18 protein-coding genes are annotated in these 18425 nt (G+C 47.4%); 11 read left to right on the plus strand and 7 right to left on the minus strand.

Annotation, left to right across the window (positions count from 1 at the left end):
- Positions 1 to 8: 8 nt before the first annotated feature.
- Both V7723_RS04685 and V7723_RS04690 read right to left on the minus strand, forming a co-directional pair.
- Positions 9 to 419, minus strand: a complete 411-nt coding sequence (locus V7723_RS04685) for a PaaI family thioesterase (protein ID WP_335683276.1) — start codon at positions 417 to 419, stop codon at positions 9 to 11.
- 91 nt (positions 420 to 510) lie between these two features.
- Positions 511 to 1368 (minus strand): ATP-binding protein, encoded by an 858-nt coding sequence (locus tag V7723_RS04690; RefSeq protein ID WP_335683277.1) that lies wholly within the window; start codon positions 1366 to 1368, stop codon positions 511 to 513.
- A 238-nt stretch (positions 1369 to 1606) separates the two neighbouring features.
- Here V7723_RS04690 and yajC point away from each other — a divergent pair, with 238 nt between their 5' ends.
- The 5 genes from yajC (at position 1607) to V7723_RS04715 (ending at position 5668) form a co-directional block, all read left to right on the plus strand.
- Positions 1607 to 1957 carry a preprotein translocase subunit YajC gene (yajC, locus tag V7723_RS04695; protein WP_335683278.1) on the plus strand — a complete coding sequence of 117 codons (351 nt, stop codon included), beginning with the start codon at positions 1607 to 1609 and terminating at the stop codon, positions 1955 to 1957.
- Between the two features lie 12 nt (positions 1958 to 1969).
- Positions 1970 to 3553 carry a protein translocase subunit SecD gene (gene secD / locus V7723_RS04700; protein WP_335683279.1) on the plus strand — a complete coding sequence of 528 codons (1584 nt, stop codon included), beginning with the start codon at positions 1970 to 1972 and terminating at the stop codon, positions 3551 to 3553.
- A gap of 11 nt (positions 3554 to 3564) precedes the next feature.
- Entirely contained in the window at positions 3565 to 4533 is a 969-nt protein-coding gene (secF, locus tag V7723_RS04705; RefSeq protein WP_335683280.1) for a protein translocase subunit SecF, read from the plus strand.
- Positions 4534 to 4559: 26 nt separating this feature from the next.
- Entirely contained in the window at positions 4560 to 4937 is a 378-nt protein-coding gene (locus tag V7723_RS04710) for an Mth938-like domain-containing protein (RefSeq protein ID WP_335683281.1), read from the plus strand.
- A 119-nt stretch (positions 4938 to 5056) separates the two neighbouring features.
- Complete coding sequence (locus V7723_RS04715) at positions 5057 to 5668, plus strand: urate hydroxylase PuuD (protein WP_335683282.1); 612 nt, start codon at positions 5057 to 5059, stop codon at positions 5666 to 5668.
- Between the two features lie 72 nt (positions 5669 to 5740).
- On the opposite strand, the gene V7723_RS04720 is transcribed toward V7723_RS04715, so the two are convergent.
- Positions 5741 to 6331 (minus strand): superoxide dismutase, encoded by a 591-nt coding sequence (locus V7723_RS04720; protein ID WP_335683283.1) that lies wholly within the window; start codon positions 6329 to 6331, stop codon positions 5741 to 5743.
- Between the two features lie 169 nt (positions 6332 to 6500).
- Here V7723_RS04720 and V7723_RS04725 point away from each other — a divergent pair, with 169 nt between their 5' ends.
- Entirely contained in the window at positions 6501 to 7331 is an 831-nt protein-coding gene (locus V7723_RS04725; RefSeq protein ID WP_335683284.1) for a squalene/phytoene synthase family protein, read from the plus strand.
- A gap of 9 nt (positions 7332 to 7340) precedes the next feature.
- Here the strand turns inward: V7723_RS04725 and V7723_RS04730 are convergent, their stop codons facing one another.
- The 3 genes from V7723_RS04730 to uvrA all read right to left on the minus strand — a co-directional run bounded on the left by V7723_RS04730 (position 7341) and on the right by uvrA (position 12699).
- Positions 7341 to 8333: a hypothetical protein gene (locus V7723_RS04730; protein WP_335683285.1), complete on the minus strand. Its 993-nt coding sequence runs from the start codon at positions 8331 to 8333 to the stop codon at positions 7341 to 7343.
- Positions 8334 to 8462: 129 nt separating this feature from the next.
- Positions 8463 to 9794, minus strand: coding sequence for a methylenetetrahydrofolate--tRNA-(uracil(54)-C(5))-methyltransferase (FADH(2)-oxidizing) TrmFO (gene trmFO / locus V7723_RS04735; protein ID WP_335683286.1), 1332 nt, complete (start codon positions 9792 to 9794; stop codon positions 8463 to 8465).
- 19 nt (positions 9795 to 9813) lie between these two features.
- On the minus strand, positions 9814 to 12699 hold the full coding sequence (uvrA, locus tag V7723_RS04740) for an excinuclease ABC subunit UvrA (protein WP_335683287.1): 2886 nt from the start codon (positions 12697 to 12699) through the stop codon (positions 9814 to 9816).
- Positions 12700 to 12903: 204 nt separating this feature from the next.
- On the opposite strand from uvrA, the gene ssb reads away from it, so the two are divergent.
- The 3 genes from ssb (at position 12904) to V7723_RS04755 (ending at position 15911) form a co-directional block, all read left to right on the plus strand.
- The gene (gene ssb, locus V7723_RS04745; protein ID WP_335683288.1) at positions 12904 to 13419 is read left to right on the plus strand and encodes a single-stranded DNA-binding protein; all 516 of its coding nucleotides are present in this window, start codon (positions 12904 to 12906) and stop codon (positions 13417 to 13419) included.
- A gap of 97 nt (positions 13420 to 13516) precedes the next feature.
- The gene (locus tag V7723_RS04750) at positions 13517 to 13909 is read left to right on the plus strand and encodes a VOC family protein (protein WP_335683289.1); all 393 of its coding nucleotides are present in this window, start codon (positions 13517 to 13519) and stop codon (positions 13907 to 13909) included.
- 4 nt (positions 13910 to 13913) lie between these two features.
- Positions 13914 to 15911, plus strand: a complete 1998-nt coding sequence (locus V7723_RS04755) for a hydantoinase/oxoprolinase family protein (protein WP_335683290.1) — start codon at positions 13914 to 13916, stop codon at positions 15909 to 15911.
- A gap of 11 nt (positions 15912 to 15922) precedes the next feature.
- On the opposite strand, the gene V7723_RS04760 is transcribed toward V7723_RS04755, so the two are convergent.
- The gene (locus tag V7723_RS04760; protein ID WP_335683291.1) at positions 15923 to 16372 is read right to left on the minus strand and encodes an Lrp/AsnC family transcriptional regulator; all 450 of its coding nucleotides are present in this window, start codon (positions 16370 to 16372) and stop codon (positions 15923 to 15925) included.
- Between the two features lie 149 nt (positions 16373 to 16521).
- On the opposite strand from V7723_RS04760, the gene V7723_RS04765 reads away from it, so the two are divergent.
- Both V7723_RS04765 and V7723_RS04770 read left to right on the plus strand, forming a co-directional pair.
- On the plus strand, positions 16522 to 16782 hold the full coding sequence (locus V7723_RS04765) for a DUF6356 family protein (protein ID WP_335683292.1): 261 nt from the start codon (positions 16522 to 16524) through the stop codon (positions 16780 to 16782).
- A gap of 203 nt (positions 16783 to 16985) precedes the next feature.
- A partial coding sequence (locus tag V7723_RS04770) for a DNA topoisomerase (ATP-hydrolyzing) (RefSeq protein WP_335683293.1) occupies positions 16986 to 18425 on the plus strand: 1440 nt, incomplete at its 3' end.

Consider the following 18425-nt stretch of genomic DNA (forward strand, 5'->3'; position numbering starts at 1 on the left):
CGGCGTGGCTAATTTCGCGGACGGAGAACTGTTTGAATTTGAGCGACCTTAGCAACCAATTTGTCATTATTTCGAATTTCTGTTTCGATGACAATTGTCGACGAGCCAACATGTAAAGGTCGGGACGTGGCAATTACCTGCCCATTGCGGATAGCGCCGAGAAAATTGGTTTTCGATTCAATAGTTGATGTTCCCAGGGCGCCTTCTGGTAAATTTGCCATTGCCGCTGCACCGCCGGCCGAGTCTGCGAGCGCCATTACGGCTCCGCCATGCAACATATCATTACTCGTGCACAAGTCTGCCGCCCAATCGAGCCAGAGGACGACCTCATCTGCATCAAGTTTCTCCGCATGAATGTGCAAAGTGCCGCATAACGGCACGCGGTCTTGAATGTAAGTCGTTAGGTCCGCCGAATTCATTTGCAATAGCTCCTTCCAAGGTCGTGATGGAAAAATTAGCAATTGGGAGAAGATATGCAATTACCCCGAACGTAATCGCTCTCCCTTTCGATTATTCTATGATCGTTCCTGTCCGTCCGGCAATGTCTTGAATGTATTGCCAGGCGACACGGCCGGATCTGGAACCGCGTGTGCGCGTCCATTCGATGGCCTCTGCTGTGAATTCTTTTTCAGAAATCGGAATTTTGTAGTGAGCAAGATAACCCCGAATCATATCTAGATATTCATCCTGAGAGCAGCTGTGAAAGCCAAGCCAAAGCCCAAATCGGTCCGAAAGGGATACTTTTTCCTCGATCGCTTCTGACGGTATGATTGCGGTGGAGCGCTCATTTTCAATCATGTCCCGCCGCATCATATGACGGCGATTTGACGTCGCGTAAAAAATTACGTTGGATGGGCGCCCTTCAAGTCCGCCGTCGAGAACTGTTTTTAGGGATTTATACGTTGAATCGTCACTATCGAAAGACAGGTCATCGCAGAACAAGACACAACGCCGTTCCGTTTTTTGAAGGACTTGCATGAGGGTCGGTAACGAAGGGATATCTTCGCGATGAATTTCCACGAGGACAAGTGAATGATCCAACTGCTGATTAACCAGAGCATGGGCAGCTTTTACCAGTGAGCTTTTGCCCATGCCGCGCGCGCCCCACAAAAGTGCGTTATTGGCTGGTAAGCCCTTAGCAAACCGCATTGTATTTTCAAGTAGTATGTCCTTCACCCTGTCAATACCTTGCAGCATGGACATGCCGACGTGATTGACCTTCGGGATCAGTCTTAAACTGTTACTCTCTGCCTGCCAGACGAACGCGTCTCCGGCATCAATATCCGGCTCGCTTCTCGAAGAGGGGGCTATTCGATCGAGACTGTCTGCAATGCGTCTTAATTGCTCGAGAATTTTTTCTTCACTCATGATGACCAATTGAAAAAGGAAAACAAAAACCCAAATTACGGGATGGAAACTATAAATGCCAGTGCCGACAAGATTGTACAAGGCCTACTAGCAGAAATTCTTGTTGGTCAAATATGCCTCCAAGGTAGATTGCGGCTTGCATTGAGGCCTAAGAACACTATAAAAGTCGTTCTGGAATTTTAAGGGTAGGGCGGTTATCGCTGCATCCGTATTTTAAATGGATCAAAGGACCTGAGTTATGGACCAAGGAATTATGCAAATTATGCCGCTCGTGTTGATCGGTGTCGTCTTCTACTTTCTGCTTATTCGCCCTCAGCAAAAGCGGGCCAAAGATCACAAGGCAATGATCGCAGCCGTAAGTCGCGGTGACAATGTCGTGACCTCTGGTGGTATCATGGGTAAAGTGACGAAAGTTCGTGATGACAATGTCGTTCAAGTCGAAATCGCGCCTGAAGTCAAAATCAATGTCGTCAAGTCAACATTGACGGATGTCAAAGGCAAGGTAGATCCTGCTGCGGCAGCTCCGTCAGGGGATCAAAGCACTGGCGCAGGTGGCGGTGGATTGTTGTCCAAGTTGTTCAAGAAATAACGGCGTTCGAGCATGCTTAAATTCCCGACGTGGAAGATTATCGTCGTCGCATTTGTCTGCGCCTTCGGCATTCTGTACACACTTCCAAATTTTGTCAGTAAATCTGCTCTTGAAGGGTTGCCAGATTGGTTGCCCTCTAAGCAGGTAAGTCTGGGCCTGGATTTGCAAGGTGGATCGCATCTGCTATTGCAAGTTGATGCTGAAGTTGTAACGACAAAAATGATGGAAAGTTTGGTTGACGCAGTGCGGGATAACTTGCGTGAGCAAGGAGATAATGTTGGGTATAAAGACCTGAGGCATGAGAATAATGTTGTATCTTTTGTTCTGCGCGATATGGCGGATGAAGAAAAGGCACGTGAACGTTTATCCGTGTTATCAAATATCATGCCCAATGGTCAGCGCGACAATGTACTCAGCATCGATGACGACGGGAGTGCAACATTAACGCCGAGTGATCAGTCAATTACGCAACGGATCAGCTCCGCTGTCGATCAATCCATTGAAATTGTCCGCCGACGGGTTGATGAAACAGGTGTGAACGAGCCGTCCATTCAGCGTCAGGGAGCAGATCGGGTTTTGGTGCAATTACCGGGCGTGGATGATCCTGATCGGATCAAGCGCCTGCTTGGTGAAACTGCGCAGCTGACGTTTCACCTCTTGGATGTCTCAGCAACCAACGTATCAGGTGGCCGAGTCCCTCCGGGATCAAAGCGTCTTCGCTCGGTCGAAGAAGGTGATCCGTCCTATATTGTTAAAAACCGGGTTATGGTCTCAGGTGAGAATCTTGAAGATGCGCAGGCAACGTTTCAAAATGGCCAACCTGTTGTATCTATCCGGTTTGACGGGTTAGGTGCTAAGCAGTTTGGTCGCGCGACGTCCGACAATGTCGGCCGGCCTTTTGCGATTGTTCTGGATAACGAAGTTGTTAGTGCACCACGTATCAACGAGCCTATTTTGGGTGGCAGTGCAGTTATTAGTGGCGGTTTCAATGTTCAAGGAGCGCAAGATCTTGCGCTGCTCTTACGGGCAGGGGCTTTGCCGGCGCCACTTACGATACTTGAAGAACGCTCTGTTGGCCCGGATTTGGGTGCAGATTCTATTGCGGCCGGTAAGGTCGCCGGTATTATTGGTATTGTGGCTGTGGCTTTCTTTATGATTGCCACGTACGGCTTGTTCGGGATGGTTGCCAATGTGGCCCTCGCAATGAATATGTTCCTTATTATGGCGGTTCTGTCGATCCTCGGCGCGACACTGACATTACCGGGCATTGCCGGTATCGTCCTGACCATCGGCATGGCGGTTGACGCTAATGTTCTGATTTTCGAGCGAATACGCGAAGAGTTGCGAACCGGGAAAACGCCGTTCAATGCGGTCGAATCCGGTTTCAATCGCGCTTTTACGACAATCATCGATGCTAACGTAACGACCGGCATTGCGGCAACGATCCTCTTCGTCATGGGGTCGGGGCCAGTTAAGGGTTTTGCTGTCACCTTGCTGATTGGTATCATCAGTTCCATGTTTACGGCCATCATGCTTTCCCGCATGCTGATATCCTTCTGGATGCAGCGTAAGCGGCCAAAGACATTAGAAATTTAGGAGCGGGCATCATGTATAAAATTAAGCTCGTCCCAGCGAAAACCAATATCCCTTTTTTCAAATTCCGGTTGATGGCGTTAGTTCTTTCATCTCTTTTGGTGGTCGGATCGGCTATCATGTTTTTCGGCCCTGGACTCAATAAGGGTATCGATTTCGAAGGCGGTATCCTCATAGAAGTGGCCATGCCGACGGCACCGGACCTTGGTAACATGAGAAATTCTCTCGGAGGACTGGGTTTGGGCCAAGTGGCCCTTCAGACATTTGGATCGGAGGAAGACATCCTCATTCGTGTCCAGCGTCAGCCTGGCGAAGCGAAAGCGCAGGAAGAGGCCGTAAATATAATCAAGGCTCAGCTCAATTCGGATTTTGGTGAGGACATATCCTACCGCCGGGTCGAATTTGTTGGACCGACGGTTTCCGAAGAGCTGGTTTTGGCTGCAATCGAAGCCGTAGCTGTCGCCGTATTTGCCATCCTCGTCTATATCTGGTTGCGGTTCGAATGGCATTATTCTGTTGGCGCCGTAGTGGCCCTTGTCCATGATGTGGTGCTGACAATTGGCATGTTTGCGGTTACCGGGATTGAATTCAATCTGGCGTCCGTTGCGGCTATCCTGACCATAGTCGGCTATTCAATCAATGATACCGTTGTAGTCTATGACCGTATTCGTGAGAATTTTCGGCGATTCAAGAAAATGCCAGTCACGGAGCTGATCAATTTCTCTATCAACGAGACATTGGCACGGACAACGATAACCTCTTTGACGACGTTACTGGCCTTAGCCGCGTTGTATATTTTTGGCGGGGAGGTAATCCGCGGGTTTGCCACGGCGATGATATTTGGTGTGGTTATCGGTACATATTCTTCTATTTTTGTCGCCGCGCCAATTTTGACGGTTATTGGTCTTCGTCATCGGAGTGAGGAAGAGGATGGTTTCCAGGGCGGCGATACAGTTGACACTGAAGCCGGCGAAAAAGGCTAACATCTGCCGATTGCCGAGGACGTAAAATGCAGGACATCTCCGGAATACCAAGTGCGGGCCAGCAGTTAATAAACGGGTATGGTGATGGCGGCTTTCGCGTAAGTGGCGTTAAATACTACGGGTCCGTTGTTGTTCTTCCTGAAAAAACATTACTCTGGGATGTCGTCGCAATTGCGAACTTGTCGGTCGAAAGTTTGAATGCGCTCAATGCGGCGGATGTTAAAGTCGAAATTCTGCTGATAGGCTGCGGGGCTACTATGGCTTTTATCGATACAGACATTCGAAATTCATGCCGCGACAAAGGTATCGTTATCGATGCCATGGATACAGGCGCTGCCGTACGAACATATAATGTTCTTTTGCTGGAAGGGCGGCAAGTTGCTGCTGCTCTGGTTGCGGTCTAAAAAACGACCCTTTACACATAGGTATGCCGGATCGTATGATCTTGCGCGTGTAACATTCTGCGCTCAATAATAAAGAAAATAGCGGGAATGTTTATCTTTTGAGAAAAGGGGACAAGTTTATGTCGAGTATTCTTTCAAATCTGAGAAACACCGTTATTGCTGGGATCGTATTGACAATTGTTATGGCAGTTGTTGTGAGCATGGCATCAGGGGATGGCTTTGCTATGGGACATGCCTATGGCGCCTTCATAATGCGTTGGCTGCATGTGTTGAGCGGTGTGATGTGGATTGGGCTATTATATTATTTCAATTTCGTCCAAATCCCAAATATGCCCAATATTCCCGATGAGCAAAAACCAGCTATCGGTAAAGTGATAGCACCAGCGGCTCTTTGGTGGTTTCGGTGGGCAGCCATGGCTACGATCGTAACTGGTTTGTTGCTCGCGTGGATGAGTGGCTACCTAGTTGATGCGTTGACTTTAGGCGCCCAAAACGGTTTTGCGGTGGATAAGAGCCTCGCCATTGGCATTGGTATGTGGATGGGCATTATTATGTGGTTTAACGTATGGTTCGTTATTTGGCCAAACCAGAAAAAAGCCCTTGGAATGGTGGAGGTTGATGCCGCTACGAAAGCCGCATCTGCCAGAACAGCTATGTTGTTTTCGCGGACAAATACTCTGCTGTCTATTCCCATGCTTTATGCAATGATATCGGCTCAAAACCTTTATTAGAGGCGGACGGCATCACATTAAAACAAGGCGCTCGGATTATCCGGGCGCCTTTCGTGTTGATATGCCGATGGTTTAGGCTTTTGCAAGATTAGCGTTAGCAAAGTTCCAGTTTACAAGGCTTTCTAGGAATGTCGCGATATAATCTGGACGGCGGTTTTGGAAATCTAGGTAATAAGCGTGCTCCCAAACATCCATTGTCAGGAGTGGAACTGCGCTATCTGTAAGTGGGCACCCGGCGTTTCCAGTTTTCGTTACCTTCAGCTTGCCATTTTCCAAAACGAGCCAAGCCCATCCACTTCCGAACTGGGTAGCACCTGCGGCTTTGAATTCTTCGACAAACTTGTCATAGGATCCGAAGTCTTCGTTGATTTTGGTGGCAATTGCGCCTGTTGGCGCACCGCCGCCACTAGGGGCCATAGAATGCCAATAGAAGGTGTGGTTCCAAATCTGTGCCGCGTTATTAAACACACTCGCTTTTGAAGCATTTCCGGCTGTTTCATTCATGATTTCTTCGAGTGAGCGGCTATCTTCGCCGAGTAGATTGTTCAGATTGACAACGTAAGAATTGTGATGTTTCCCGTGATGAAAATCTAACGTGTTTGACGAGATATGAGGAGCTAAAGCGTCTTTCGCGTAAGGAAGCGCCGGGAGTTCAAAAGCCATAGTAAATCCTTTACCAATCTATTGGGTTAAGCAGTTTTTAAATTATGTGGTAAAATCCATTTCCCGGAAGCAGGAAAGAACTCGCCATATGTTGTACTGACAGATATATAGCAAAATCTATAGGCTTCCAGCTTTTTGTGAATAATTCTAAACTAGGTCAAATTTTCCTGTGACTGAACTAAAAGATGCCCCTTTTTTGGCAAGAGAGGCCAAGAGATTTGATTACGATCGTTGGCTAGCATCGTTATTTGCTCCGCCGTCGTCGCGAAGCCGTATTCATGCGTTACTGGCCTTTAATGGAGAAATTTCGAAAGTTCGGGAAACAGTATCAGAAGTTCTGCTCGGAGATATTAGGTTTCAGTGGTGGCGCGACGCGCTGAAAAATTTGGGTGATGAAAAATATTTGAACCATCCAATATTGCGAAGCCTTAAAATTATCATTTCAGAACATGATTTAGATGTTTCGCTTTTCGAAAACATAATTGACACAAGATCCACAGATCTGGATCCATGCCCGTTTGTTACAAACTCTGAATTGCTGGAATACGCGATGGGGACGGGCGGCCTCTTGAATGGTCTGATTTATCGTGTCACGGGAAATACGGAAGAGGCGGGGTACAATGCAGCGCAACAGGCTGGAAAGGCCTTCGCGTTAACAGGAATTATTCGGGCTATTCCCTACCATGCCAATCAGGATCTTCTTTTGATTCCGCAAGAGATATTGAAAAACTACACTTTGTTACCGGAGAATGTTTTTCAGGATGAAAACCGTCTCGCTTTTTACAACATCGTGAAGGACCTAGTTGACTTGGCTGAGACAGAACAGACTGAAGCGAAAAAGGTGGTGCGGGGACGGCCGAAGAGCGAAAACCCGAGTTATTCTTTGCTAGCGTTAAATGAGTTGTATCTGTCGAGGATAGCGAGCGCAAAGTTCGATCCGGCGCATAGACGAATGGATATAGGCCCGGTTCGAAAAATATTTACGCTACTTACAGGGTGAAAAAGATAATCAAAGATTTCCCAGACGCCAGGATTGCGATTGCATGTAATTACGTGCAAGGAATTGATAGGTAACCTTAAGTTGCCGCTCGATAAGGGAATCCTCTTCCATTATCATACCTTTCCAACCTTCTACCATTTCTCCCCAGATCATAAATCGCTGATGTAGATCGTCTCGGGCATCACGGACAGTTTGCACCGTTGGGTCAAAATTTTTCAGAATAACGAGAACTTCACATGTTTGTGCATCTATTTCGGTAAAAGTTCGGTCGAATTTCTTAATAACCGGATCAAGTAAGATCTGCATGCGGTTTATGTCATCGGAAGTACCGCGATCCCGCTTGTAGATTGTAGAAAGGCGTGTCAGATTTGTGCTGATTTTCTTGATGCCTGTATAATAATCACGCAGCGCTTCAATATAGGCGAGTTCACGAATGATATCGTCTATTTTGGCTACCACGTCTTCTCTTGTTACTCCAAGTTTTTCAGCGATATCCCGAAAGGCATCCTGAACACGCTCTTTCGTGTTCGGATCATTAGAAATTGTATCCAGTTCTTTCCTATTCAGTACAATTTCTTCGTTTCCGCTGAGCCATGAAATCAATTGGACGGTGATACGGCCGCGCGCGAGATCTTTATGGTGCTCTTCGATGGACCATGAAGCCGAGCCGTCAAGTAACTCTCGTGGAATGGAATCATTTGGCCGGATTTCTTTGACATATTTTAGAGCGCTACCAACAGTACCGAGTAATTTCGCGTCCGAGCTTTCTTCGTCGATCCCAAATTCCTTGCACAGTGATCGGGTCGGTATCGCCCCTTTCATATCGCCAAGTTTCACAAAAAAGCAGGGTTCCTTGCTGTCATGAGTCAGCTGAAAATACGCACCTTCGACTGTGAAGATCTTATGTTCGAACGAAAAATACACGCTCGGATCCAATGCTTCTCCAGTAGTATTCACTTCGTCTTTGTCGGCGGTTTTCTGGTTTGCTTCCGTACTACTCATATTACTGTCCACTATATTTCAAGCCAAATGGCAATCGATGGTTCAGGAAACATCTAAGTCATCTCTGAACCGATTAGGTCATATAGTAAACGGACATCGTATATAAAAGGTTACTAAACCGATCGTTTTCTAGTTCTCGGTTTGCCAGGTTTGAAAGTCATCGGAAGCACGGCCGGTATAGGCAATTTTTCGCTCCTTCTTTCGAATTCGCTCTTCGAATGGTGGAAACAGGCCAAAATTCACGTTCATGGGCTGAAAGGACTTGGCATCGGCGCCGCCGGTAATATGGCTAAGTATAGCGCCTAAAGCCGTCGTTACAGGCGGCGGCGTAAGGCTAAAGCCCTTGATTTCGGCGGCTGTCAGTCGACTTGCCAGGAGGCCAATCGCGGTACTTTCAACATATCCCTCGACACCGGTAATTTGGCCAGCAAAGCGAATATGCGGGAGGTTTTTTAACCGTAATTCCCTATCAAGGACAACGGGGCTATTAATAAATGTGTTGCGATGTAATCCGCCAAGGCGTGCAAATTCAGCTTTTTCCAACCCTGGAATTGTCGAGAAAACGCGCTTCTGTTCGCCATACGTCAATTTGGTTTGAAAGCCGACTATATTATACAGCGTACCTAGCTTGTTATCCTGCCTTAATTGAACTACTGCGTAAGGTTTGTCTGGTGAATTAGGGTTTGTCAGACCTACGGGTTTCATGGGACCAAACCGCAATGTCTCCGGACCGCGCTCCGCCATGACTTCGATTGGCAAACATGCGTCGAAGTAAGGTGTATTGGATTCCCATTCCTTGAACTCGGTTTTATCACCCGCGAGAAGCGCTGCGATGAAATCATTATACTGATCTTGAGTCATCGGGCAATTGATGTAATCGGAACCGTCACCCTTGTCGTATCGTGACTGAAACCACGCTGTATTGAAATCAATACTTTCTTTATAAATAATAGGTGCTATCGCATCAAAAAACGCAAGAGCGTCGGCGCCGGTCGCCTCATGGATGGCTGACGCCAGAGCTGGTGACGTCAAAGGACCGGTCGCGATAATGCTGTGGCCCCATTCCACTGGTGGCAAGCCAATCACTTCTTCCCGCTCAATAGATATCAATGGGTGGGCTTCGATTTTTTTCTGAATATACGCAGAAAACTCATTGCGATCAACGGCGAGGGCGCCACCAGCCGGAACCTTGTTGATATCTGCAGATTCCATAATCAGAGATCCAAGCAATCGCAACTCCTTGTGGAGAAGTCCGACAGCGTTGTTCTCCGCATCGTCGGAACGAAACGAATTTGAACACACGAGTTCCGCAAGGCCATCAGTTAAATGAGCGTCGGTGCCTCGAACTGGCCGCATTTCATGCAGAACAACTGGAATCTCAGCGGAAGCCAATTGCCAGGCGGCTTCGCTGCCAGCCAAACCGCCGCCGACGATATGAACGGGTTTCGTTTCTGTGACCATAGTCGTTTGTCTACTTTACTTATGCGGCTTTGGTTCTGCCGGATTTTGAAGGAGCTTGCTTTACCGCAGGCCGCTTGGCTAATATCGTTTTCAGGTATTGGCCGGTATAGCTTTCCTTGACCTTCGCCACATCTTCAGGTGTTCCTTCCGCAACGAGGTATCCGCCCGCGTCACCGCCGGCTGGCCCCATGTCGACAACCCAATCCGCGGTTTTAATAACTTCCAGATTATGTTCAATAACCAAAACACTGTTGCCGGTGTTGACCAAAGCTTGCAACACTTCCATTAATTTCCGGACATCTTCAAAATGCAAACCTGTCGTCGGCTCGTCGAGAATATACAAGGTCCGGCCGGTTGCCCGTCTGGATAATTCTTTGGCAAGCTTCACACGTTGTGCTTCCCCACCAGAGAGTGTCGTGGCTTGCTGCCCAACATGTATGTAACCGAGGCCAACTTGTTGTAATGTTTCAAATTTTTCGCGTACATTTGGAACGGCCTTAAAGAACACGGCGGCTTCGTCAACCGTCATGTTGAGAACATCTGTAATCGATTTATCTTTGAACTTGATTTCCAGCGTTTCCCGGTTATAGCGATCTCCCATGCAGACATCACATTGTACATAGACATCTGGAAGGAAATGCATCTCAATTTTGATGACACCATCACCTTTACAAGCCTCACAGCGTCCGCCCTTTACATTAAAGGAAAAGCGTCCAGATTTGTAACCGCGCGCCTTCGCATCAGGAAGGCCCGCAAACCACTCACGAATAGGCGTAAAAGCGCCTGTATATGTCGCTGGATTTGATCGGGGTGTACGGCCAATGGGGGATTGATCGATATCAACAATTTTGTCCAACCATTCGATGCCTTCAATCCGGTCATGCGGTCCCGGATGATTACGATTGTTATTCAGCTTTTTAGCGATAGCTTTGTACAAGGTTTCGATGATAAGAGAGGATTTGCCGCCTCCGGACACACCGGTAACACAGGTAAAGGTGCCAAGTGGAATATTTACATTGACGCGTTTTAAGTTGTTATGACGGGCGCCGATGATTTTAAGCTGCCGGGATTCTTGTATTTTTCTACGAACGGCGGGAAGCGGGACTTCTAATTCGCCAGAAAGATATTTTCCAGTAACACTGCCTTCAGTTTCCATTACTTCTTTGGGTGTGCCTTGGGCAATTAATTTACCGCCGTGGCTGCCTGCACGCGGCCCCATATCAATCACATGGTCGGCTGTCATGATGGCTTCTTCGTCATGCTCTACGACGATTACGGAGTTGCCCTGATCCCTAAGATTAATTAGGGTTTTCAGAAGACGGGCATTGTCTCGTTGATGCAGACCGATAGACGGCTCGTCCAGGACATAAAGAACACCAGTCAATCCGGAACCAATTTGTGAAGCCAGTCGAATTCGTTGGCTTTCCCCGCCAGACAAAGTGCCGGAGCCCCTGGACAGCGTTAGATATTCCAACCCCACATCCACAAGAAAGCCGAGACGCTCGTTAATTTCTTTTAGAACCCGTTCCCCGATGGCGAGATCTTTTGGGGATAGGACAGTGCTCAGATGTTCAAACCATATGCGTGCGTCCAAAATCGACTTGCTCACCACATCTCCAATATGATGGCCGTCAATTTGTACAGCGAGCGCTTCTTCTTTCAGGCGATGACCGCTGCATTTGCTGCAATTGGTCTTATCTTGATACTTCTCTAAATCTTCACGAACCCAACTGCTATCGGTTTCTCGCCAACGGCGCTCAATATTAGGGATAACACCTTCAAAGGGCTTGTTGGTTTTATATGTTCGCATTCCATCATCAAACGTGATCTGGATTTTTTCGTCGGCGGTTCCAAAAAGAATAGCTTTCCTTGCTTCTTCGGCAATTTCTTCCCACGGCTCTGTAGTTGTAAAACCGTAATGCTTGCCAAGAGCTTCCAGCGTTTGCATATAATAGGGCGCCGGTATCTGCGAACGAGACCAGGGGGCAATTGCGCCGCCTCGTAATGTCAAGGTGACATCGGGAACAATCTGATCCGGATCAAAATACATTTCAGTGCCGAGTCCGCCGCAGGATGTACAGGCACCATAAGGGTTGTTAAACGAGAAAATGCGGGGTTCAATTTCTTCTATGGTAAAGCCGGAAACAGGACAGGCGAATTTCGCCGAAAAAATAAATCGTTCTGCGCTATCCGCATCTTCTACGACGAATAAACCATCAGCCAGTTCCAATGCTGTTTCAATGGAATCAGCAAGGCGACTTTGGATGTCGTCATTGATAACAACGCGGTCTACGACAACGTCAATATGATGTTTTATTTGTTTGTCTAGCTCTGGAATATCTTCGATATCATATATTTCACCGTCAACTTTTACCCGTTGGAAACCGCGTTTGCGCAGGTCCAAAAACTCTTTTCGATATTCGCCTTTACGACCCCGGACAATTGGCGCCATAAGGAAAAATCTTTTGTCCGCACCTTTCGCCATTACCTGATCGACCATTTGACTGACAGTCTGGCTTTCAATTGGCAACCCAGTTGCAGGAGAATAGGGCACGCCGATCCGGGCATAGAGAAGACGTAGATAATCGTATATTTCTGTGACGGTTCCCACAGTCGATCGCGGGTTTTTCGATGTTGTTTTCTGTTCAATGGAAATAGCCGGGCTTAACCCATCAATATGATCAACATCAGGCTTTTGCATCATTTCGAGAAATTGCCGAGCATAAGCCGACAGGCTTTCAACATAGCGCCGCTGGCCTTCGGCATAGATGGTATCAAAGGCGAGGGAGGATTTGCCGGAACCGGACATCCCAGTAATAACCACCAATTGGTCGCGTGGGATGTCAATATTTACATTTTGCAAGTTATGTTCGCGTGCGCCGCGGATGCTGAGCGTTTTCTGCATTCGGATAAGGTACCTGATATGAACGTGAATCTGAGCTGGAATTTATAGCGGAATTAGTGAAATTACCAGTCCCTAAACAAAAAAATGTTTTCATTTTGTTCACGGTTGGCAAAATCATCGAATTCCTCTGTTCAAAGAGGATTTTGCACGCTATTGTCTGGCCAGAAATTTTTACGCAGAATTAGAATCGAAAGCAGTTAAAACATGGCCGGTAGTGTTAATAAAGTCATCCTCGTTGGAAACCTGGGGGCGGATCCTGAAGTTCGCCATATGCAGAATGGAAAACCGGTGTGCAATCTTCGAATAGCCACGTCTGAATCTTGGCGTGACCGAGAGAGCGGAGAGCGCCGAGAAAAAACCGAATGGCATCGTGTCGTGATTTTTAATGAAGGCCTCTGCAAGATTGTTGAGCAATATGTAAAAAAGGGCTCGAAAGTTTATCTGGAAGGCCAATTGCAAACACGTCAGTACGAACAGGATGGTATTACAAAATACTCGACTGAGATCGTCTTGCAGGGTTTCAACTCAGCGCTTACAATGCTTGATAGTGCCGGCGGTGGTCAAGGTGGCAGCCAAGGTGGCGGCTATGGCGAAGGAGCAGCTTCTGGTGGCGCGCCTACTGGCGGCGCACAGCAAGGCAGCGCACAGCAGGGCGGCGGATATGGCGGCCCGTCCGGCAGCGGTATGGGCGGTGACTTTGACGACGACATTCCTTTCTAGGAACCGTTATCTTTTGTCGCTTCGAATTTACAAAAGGTTGTCCGTCAAGGGCAGCCTTTTTGTGTTTGTAATTGCATTTGGGTAGGACTTCAGGATTTTGATAGATCATATTTCCATCGCAGTAAAAGATCTTGAACGCAGTGTGATTTTTTATGATGCGTTTCTGGCTGAGCTTGGTATGACCCGGATTGTGGATCGCCCTGCGACAGCTGGATATGGTAAAAAATATCCAGAATTTTGGCTGAACTTGCGGCCCGAGATATCTGCTGTGCCGGCAAATGTCGGGAGCCATATTTGTTTGCGGGCTCGAAGTGAAGAAATCGTGACCAGATGTTACAGGGCTGCGTTGTCTTTAGGTGGGCTGGATGATGGGGCTCCTGGACCGAGGCAGGGTGAGATGACCAACTATTTTGGTGCGTTTATAAAGGACCCAGATGGTAATAAAATTGAAGTGGTAACTTTTCCAACACCAGATCTTGAAGGATCCTAGAAACATGTCGCTGCTTTTGGGTATTGATACGGGTGGAACTTACACGGACGCGGTGTTATTCCATGAAGAGCAAGGTGTTGTCGCGAGTGCAAAATCCCTCACAACACGACATGATTTTGCGATTGGAATTGGTCAGTCAATTGAAAAAGTCCTGGCAACGGCGGAAACTGATCCAAGTGAAATTGCTCTGGTCTCTTTGTCGACAACGCTGGCAACGAATGCTTTAGTTGAAGGGCAGGGAGGTCATATTAGCCTTATAATGATCGGCTTTGGTGAAACTGCGTTATTGCGGAATGATTTACGAAGCGCCGTTAAAGAAGATCCAGTTGTTTTTTTAAGCGGTGGTCATGATGGGCAAGGGGAGCCTTTGGCTGATCTTGACGAGAAGGAATTGAAGACGCAGTTGGATCGACTGGGTAATGAAGTCACTGCTTTTGCCGTTGCTGGATTATTCGCTACTCGTAATCCTGAGCATGAAATTCGCGCACGAGAAATCATACTGGAACGAACTGGGGCGAGTGTAACTTGTAGCCACGAATTATCCAGTAAATTGGACGGCCCGAGACGTGCCCTGACGTCGGTATTGAACGCCCGCCTGATCAGCTTGATCCATCATTTAATCGAAGCAACAGAAGGATTATTTGAAGCCCATAACATTGCCGCTCCGTTAATGGTCGTGCAAGGTGATGGTGCTTTGATTTCCGCAGAAATAGCTAAAATCAAGCCTATAGAAACTATTTTGTCGGGGCCGGCAGCCAGTTTGGTCGGTGCCGCTTATTTAAGTGGTTTGCAAAATGCTGTAGTTTCAGACATTGGCGGGACAACGACGGATATTGCTGTTTTACAGGACGGCAATCCCCGTCTCGATGAGAATGGCGCAACGGTGGGCGGATGGCGGACTATGGTTGAAGCCGTCGCCATGTATACGATTGGCCTAGGGGGCGATAGCGAAGTTTCTGTACGACAATCCGGTCTTGATTTGCAGCTTGAACTGGGTCCACGTAGATTCATTCCTGTAAGTTTGCTGGCAGAAAGTTATCCGGCTCTCGTGCATGACACTCTAGAACTGCAGCTTAGTCGTGGCAGAGGCAATGAGCTTTATGGGCGGTTTGCTGTCGCCGTTGGTCAAAATTTATCCCTTATGGGGTCATTTAGTGATCTGGAAAAGGAGATGCTCGCAGACTTATCTGGAGGTCCGCGTCCATTGGAAAAATGGCTGGCAAAACGAAAGCACCATATAGCTCTTGAAAGCTTGGTGACCAAGGGAGCTGTGATGATTTGCGGCTTGACGCCTTCAGATGCAGCCCATGTTTTGCATTTGCACACGGACTGGGATCGCAGTGCCGCGGAAAAGGCAGCCAGGCTTTTTGCCAATAATAAGAACAGTAAGGGTAAGTCAATCGCGCTTTCCGCCGTGGATATGAGTAAACTGATTATTAAAACGCTGGTCAGAAAATCAAACGAAACCCTGCTGGCGGCGGCCCTTGAAGGGGACCGTTTTTTATCTCCAACATTGTCTCAAACGTTAATTGCCGGATCGGTACGCGAAGAGCCTAATCCATTTGTGGACGTCGACGTTAAATTTAAATTGCCCATCGTTGCGTTGGGGGCTTCCGCCCATGTTTATTATCCTGACGTTGCCGCTCAGCTCAACACGACAGCACTAATTCCTGAATATGCCGGTGTGGCGAATGCTATTGGCGCAGTTGTAGGGCAGGTGCGCGTTAGCGTTGATGCGTCAATTTCCAAGACGGAAAGCGATTACTTTCGACTTTATCACTCCGGTGATCCAAGAGATTTTTCGACGTTAGAGAAGGCGGTTGCCGATGCTGAACAAACTCTGCGGGATGAAGCAAAAGAGCATGCACGGTTGGCAGGTGCCGACGACATTCGCGTAAAATTCAAAAGGGAAGATAACACCGCCGTTATCGAGGGGAAGGAATTCTTCGTCGAAAGTCTTCTCAAGGCCACCGCATACGGTCGACCTCGGATCACAAAATGATTTTGGCTATCTTAAAGGGGAAGCGCGGTCGTGAATTTAATTTCTTCCATGGCGAAATTTGAGCTGACATCTGATAAGTCTATTTTTTGAATAAGCCGATGATAAAAATTGTCATAAGCTGCAACATCTGGAACGACAACTTTTAGCAGATAATCTATGTCTCCGCTCATGCGATAAAATTCCATGATTTCTGGAAAATTATCAACGGTCTCTGCAAATTTTTGCAGCCAATCCACGTCATGGCGGCTGGTTTTGATTGCGACGAATACCGTGACGGACAATCCGAGTTTATTTCGATCGAGAAGCGTAACCTGCTGCCTTATCAAGCCGGTTTCTTCCATTGATTTAATTCGCCGCCAACAAGCGGTTCGCGAACAGCCTACTTTCTCAGCCAGATCTGCGACTGCAATGGAACTATCCTGTTGCAGCCAGTTCATTATTTTCTTATCTATGGTGTCCATGGTATTTAAATCCAATATACGGCTAAAATAGGGATATTTGTTTCACATTAGTAACTAAATATGTCAAAAAAGGGTAAATATTTCGCTGAAATTAGGTATTATGCTTCTTATATAACAGGTATAGAAATTCAAGTAAACGGACAAAGATTATGGCCTTATCAACATTATTCACGGAACACCCTTCATCGGTCAATGAAACCTATTTTGAGCATATGGAAATGTCTTCAACATTTTCCTTCTGGCTGTTCGTTGCTGGATTTTGTGCTTTAGTACATGCCATTTTTCCCTTTATGTTCGAAAAGACGGGCAGTAAAATTATCAACAAGTTACATGGCCGAATGGTCGCTAACCGGGTGGTAAGAACAAGCCCGTTGCCGGGAGCAAAAAACGGTACCGTTTCCGGTGTCTGAGCTGCCAATCCAGTTGATTCAAGTCGATACATAGAAAGAGTTTATTGGGCGCTATCTCGCAACTGCAAAAGGTTGCGCGGGCGCCTCTTTTCTTGTAGAACAAGGTAACCTTCTCTTGCGCTTAAAAAGGGAAGGGAGTTTTGAGTTTTACAGCATGCTAGAGATCATTCTGAGCATGGATAAGTTTATTCTGGAAGCCTGCCTTGAACGACGTAACTATACCCCCTTCTGATAACGATATTGTCCCTGTTACCATAGAAGAGGAAATGCGGCGGTCCTATTTGGACTATGCCATGAGTGTCATTGTTTCCCGTGCTTTGCCGGATGCGCGTGACGGCCTCAAACCCGTCCATCGGCGGATTATTTATGCCATGTACGAAAATGGCTATACCTCGGATAAAGCATTCCGAAAATCTGCCCGTGTAGTCGGGGATGTTATGGGTCGATATCATCCCCATGGCGATAGCGCGATTTATGATGCCATGGTTCGCTTGGCACAGGACTTCTCCATGAGTTTGAAGCTTGTGGAAGGTCAGGGCAATTTCGGATCCATGGATGGTGATAAAGCGGCGGCCATGAGATACACAGAAGCCCGGCTGCAAAAGGCGGCGGAAAGTCTTATCGACGACATCGATAAAGATACAGTCGATTTTGTTAACAACTATGACGATAGTGAGCGCGAACCTTCGGTTCTGCCTGCCCGTTATCCAAATCTTTTAGTCAATGGCGCCGGTGGTATCGCTGTTGGAATGGCGACAAATATTCCGCCGCATAATCTAGGTGAAGTTATTGACGGCAGTATTGCACTCTTAGCTAAGCCGGAAATGGCTGCGGAAGAATTGCTTGAATTTATTCCTGCCCCGGATTTTCCAACAGGCGGAGTTATCCTTGGCAGAACCGGCTCTGTAAGTGGGCTTACCACAGGCCGGGGATCCGTAATCATTCGGGCCAAAGTCGATATTGAAGAGATCAGAAAGGACCGTCAGGCTCTGATCGTTACAGAGATTCCCTATCAAGTGAATAAGGCGCGGCTTGTCGAACAGATTGCCGATCTTGTACGAGCTAAAAAGGTCGAAGGTATTGGTGACTTGCGGGATGAATCTGATCGTCATGGCGTACGTGTCGTCGTTGAGATCAAACGAGATGCAATGCCGGAAGTCGTTTTAAATCAACTCTTCCGCTACACCTCGTTGCAAACATCATTTGGTGTTAACATGCTTTCGCTTAATCACGGAAAACCGGAATTGCTTAACGTCAAGGAAATGCTGGAAGCTTTCCTGGACTTCCGGGAAGAAGTTATTACCCGGCGAACAAAATATCTTTTGAACAAAGCGCGCGAGCGGGCCCATGTATTGATAGGCTTGGCGATTGCCGTAGCAAATATTGATGAGATTATCAAACTTATTCGCGCAGCCCCGGACCCAGTGACTGCTCGCACACAATTGATGGGTAAGGCTTGGGATGCAAGCTCTGTTTCTGCATTGATCCAGCTTGTTGATGATCCGGAATATGCAATAAAGGAAGATGGAACATATCAGCTTTCTGAAGCTCAAGCGCGAGCTATTCTGGAATTGCGCCTACAGCGTTTGACAGCTTTAGGTCAGAACGAAATCGGTGGTGAGCTTCGTGTCCTCGGCGAAAAG

Source organism: Sneathiella sp. (assembly GCF_036960985.1).
Taxonomy (GTDB): domain Bacteria; phylum Pseudomonadota; class Alphaproteobacteria; order Sneathiellales; family Sneathiellaceae; genus Sneathiella.

Coding starts and splice junctions, on each gene's coding strand:
- yajC (WP_335683278.1), top strand. CDS start 1,607: ATGGACCAAGGAATTATGCAAATTATGCCGCTCGTGTTGATCGGTGTC.
- V7723_RS04710 (WP_335683281.1), top strand. CDS start 4,560: ATGCAGGACATCTCCGGAATACCAAGTGCGGGCCAGCAGTTAATAAAC.
- uvrA (WP_335683287.1), bottom strand. CDS start 12,699: ATGCAGAAAACGCTCAGCATCCGCGGCGCACGCGAACATAACTTGCAA.
- V7723_RS04685 (WP_335683276.1), bottom strand. CDS start 419: ATGAATTCGGCGGACCTAACGACTTACATTCAAGACCGCGTGCCGTTA.
- V7723_RS04720 (WP_335683283.1), bottom strand. CDS start 6,331: ATGGCTTTTGAACTCCCGGCGCTTCCTTACGCGAAAGACGCTTTAGCT.
- V7723_RS04690 (WP_335683277.1), bottom strand. CDS start 1,368: ATGAGTGAAGAAAAAATTCTCGAGCAATTAAGACGCATTGCAGACAGT.
- V7723_RS04715 (WP_335683282.1), top strand. CDS start 5,057: ATGTCGAGTATTCTTTCAAATCTGAGAAACACCGTTATTGCTGGGATC.
- secD (WP_335683279.1), top strand. CDS start 1,970: ATGCTTAAATTCCCGACGTGGAAGATTATCGTCGTCGCATTTGTCTGC.
- trmFO (WP_335683286.1), bottom strand. CDS start 9,794: ATGGTCACAGAAACGAAACCCGTTCATATCGTCGGCGGCGGTTTGGCT.
- secF (WP_335683280.1), top strand. CDS start 3,565: ATGTATAAAATTAAGCTCGTCCCAGCGAAAACCAATATCCCTTTTTTC.
- V7723_RS04730 (WP_335683285.1), bottom strand. CDS start 8,333: ATGAGTAGTACGGAAGCAAACCAGAAAACCGCCGACAAAGACGAAGTG.
- V7723_RS04755 (WP_335683290.1), top strand. CDS start 13,914: ATGTCGCTGCTTTTGGGTATTGATACGGGTGGAACTTACACGGACGCG.
- V7723_RS04760 (WP_335683291.1), bottom strand. CDS start 16,372: ATGGACACCATAGATAAGAAAATAATGAACTGGCTGCAACAGGATAGT.
- ssb (WP_335683288.1), top strand. CDS start 12,904: ATGGCCGGTAGTGTTAATAAAGTCATCCTCGTTGGAAACCTGGGGGCG.
- V7723_RS04765 (WP_335683292.1), top strand. CDS start 16,522: ATGGCCTTATCAACATTATTCACGGAACACCCTTCATCGGTCAATGAA.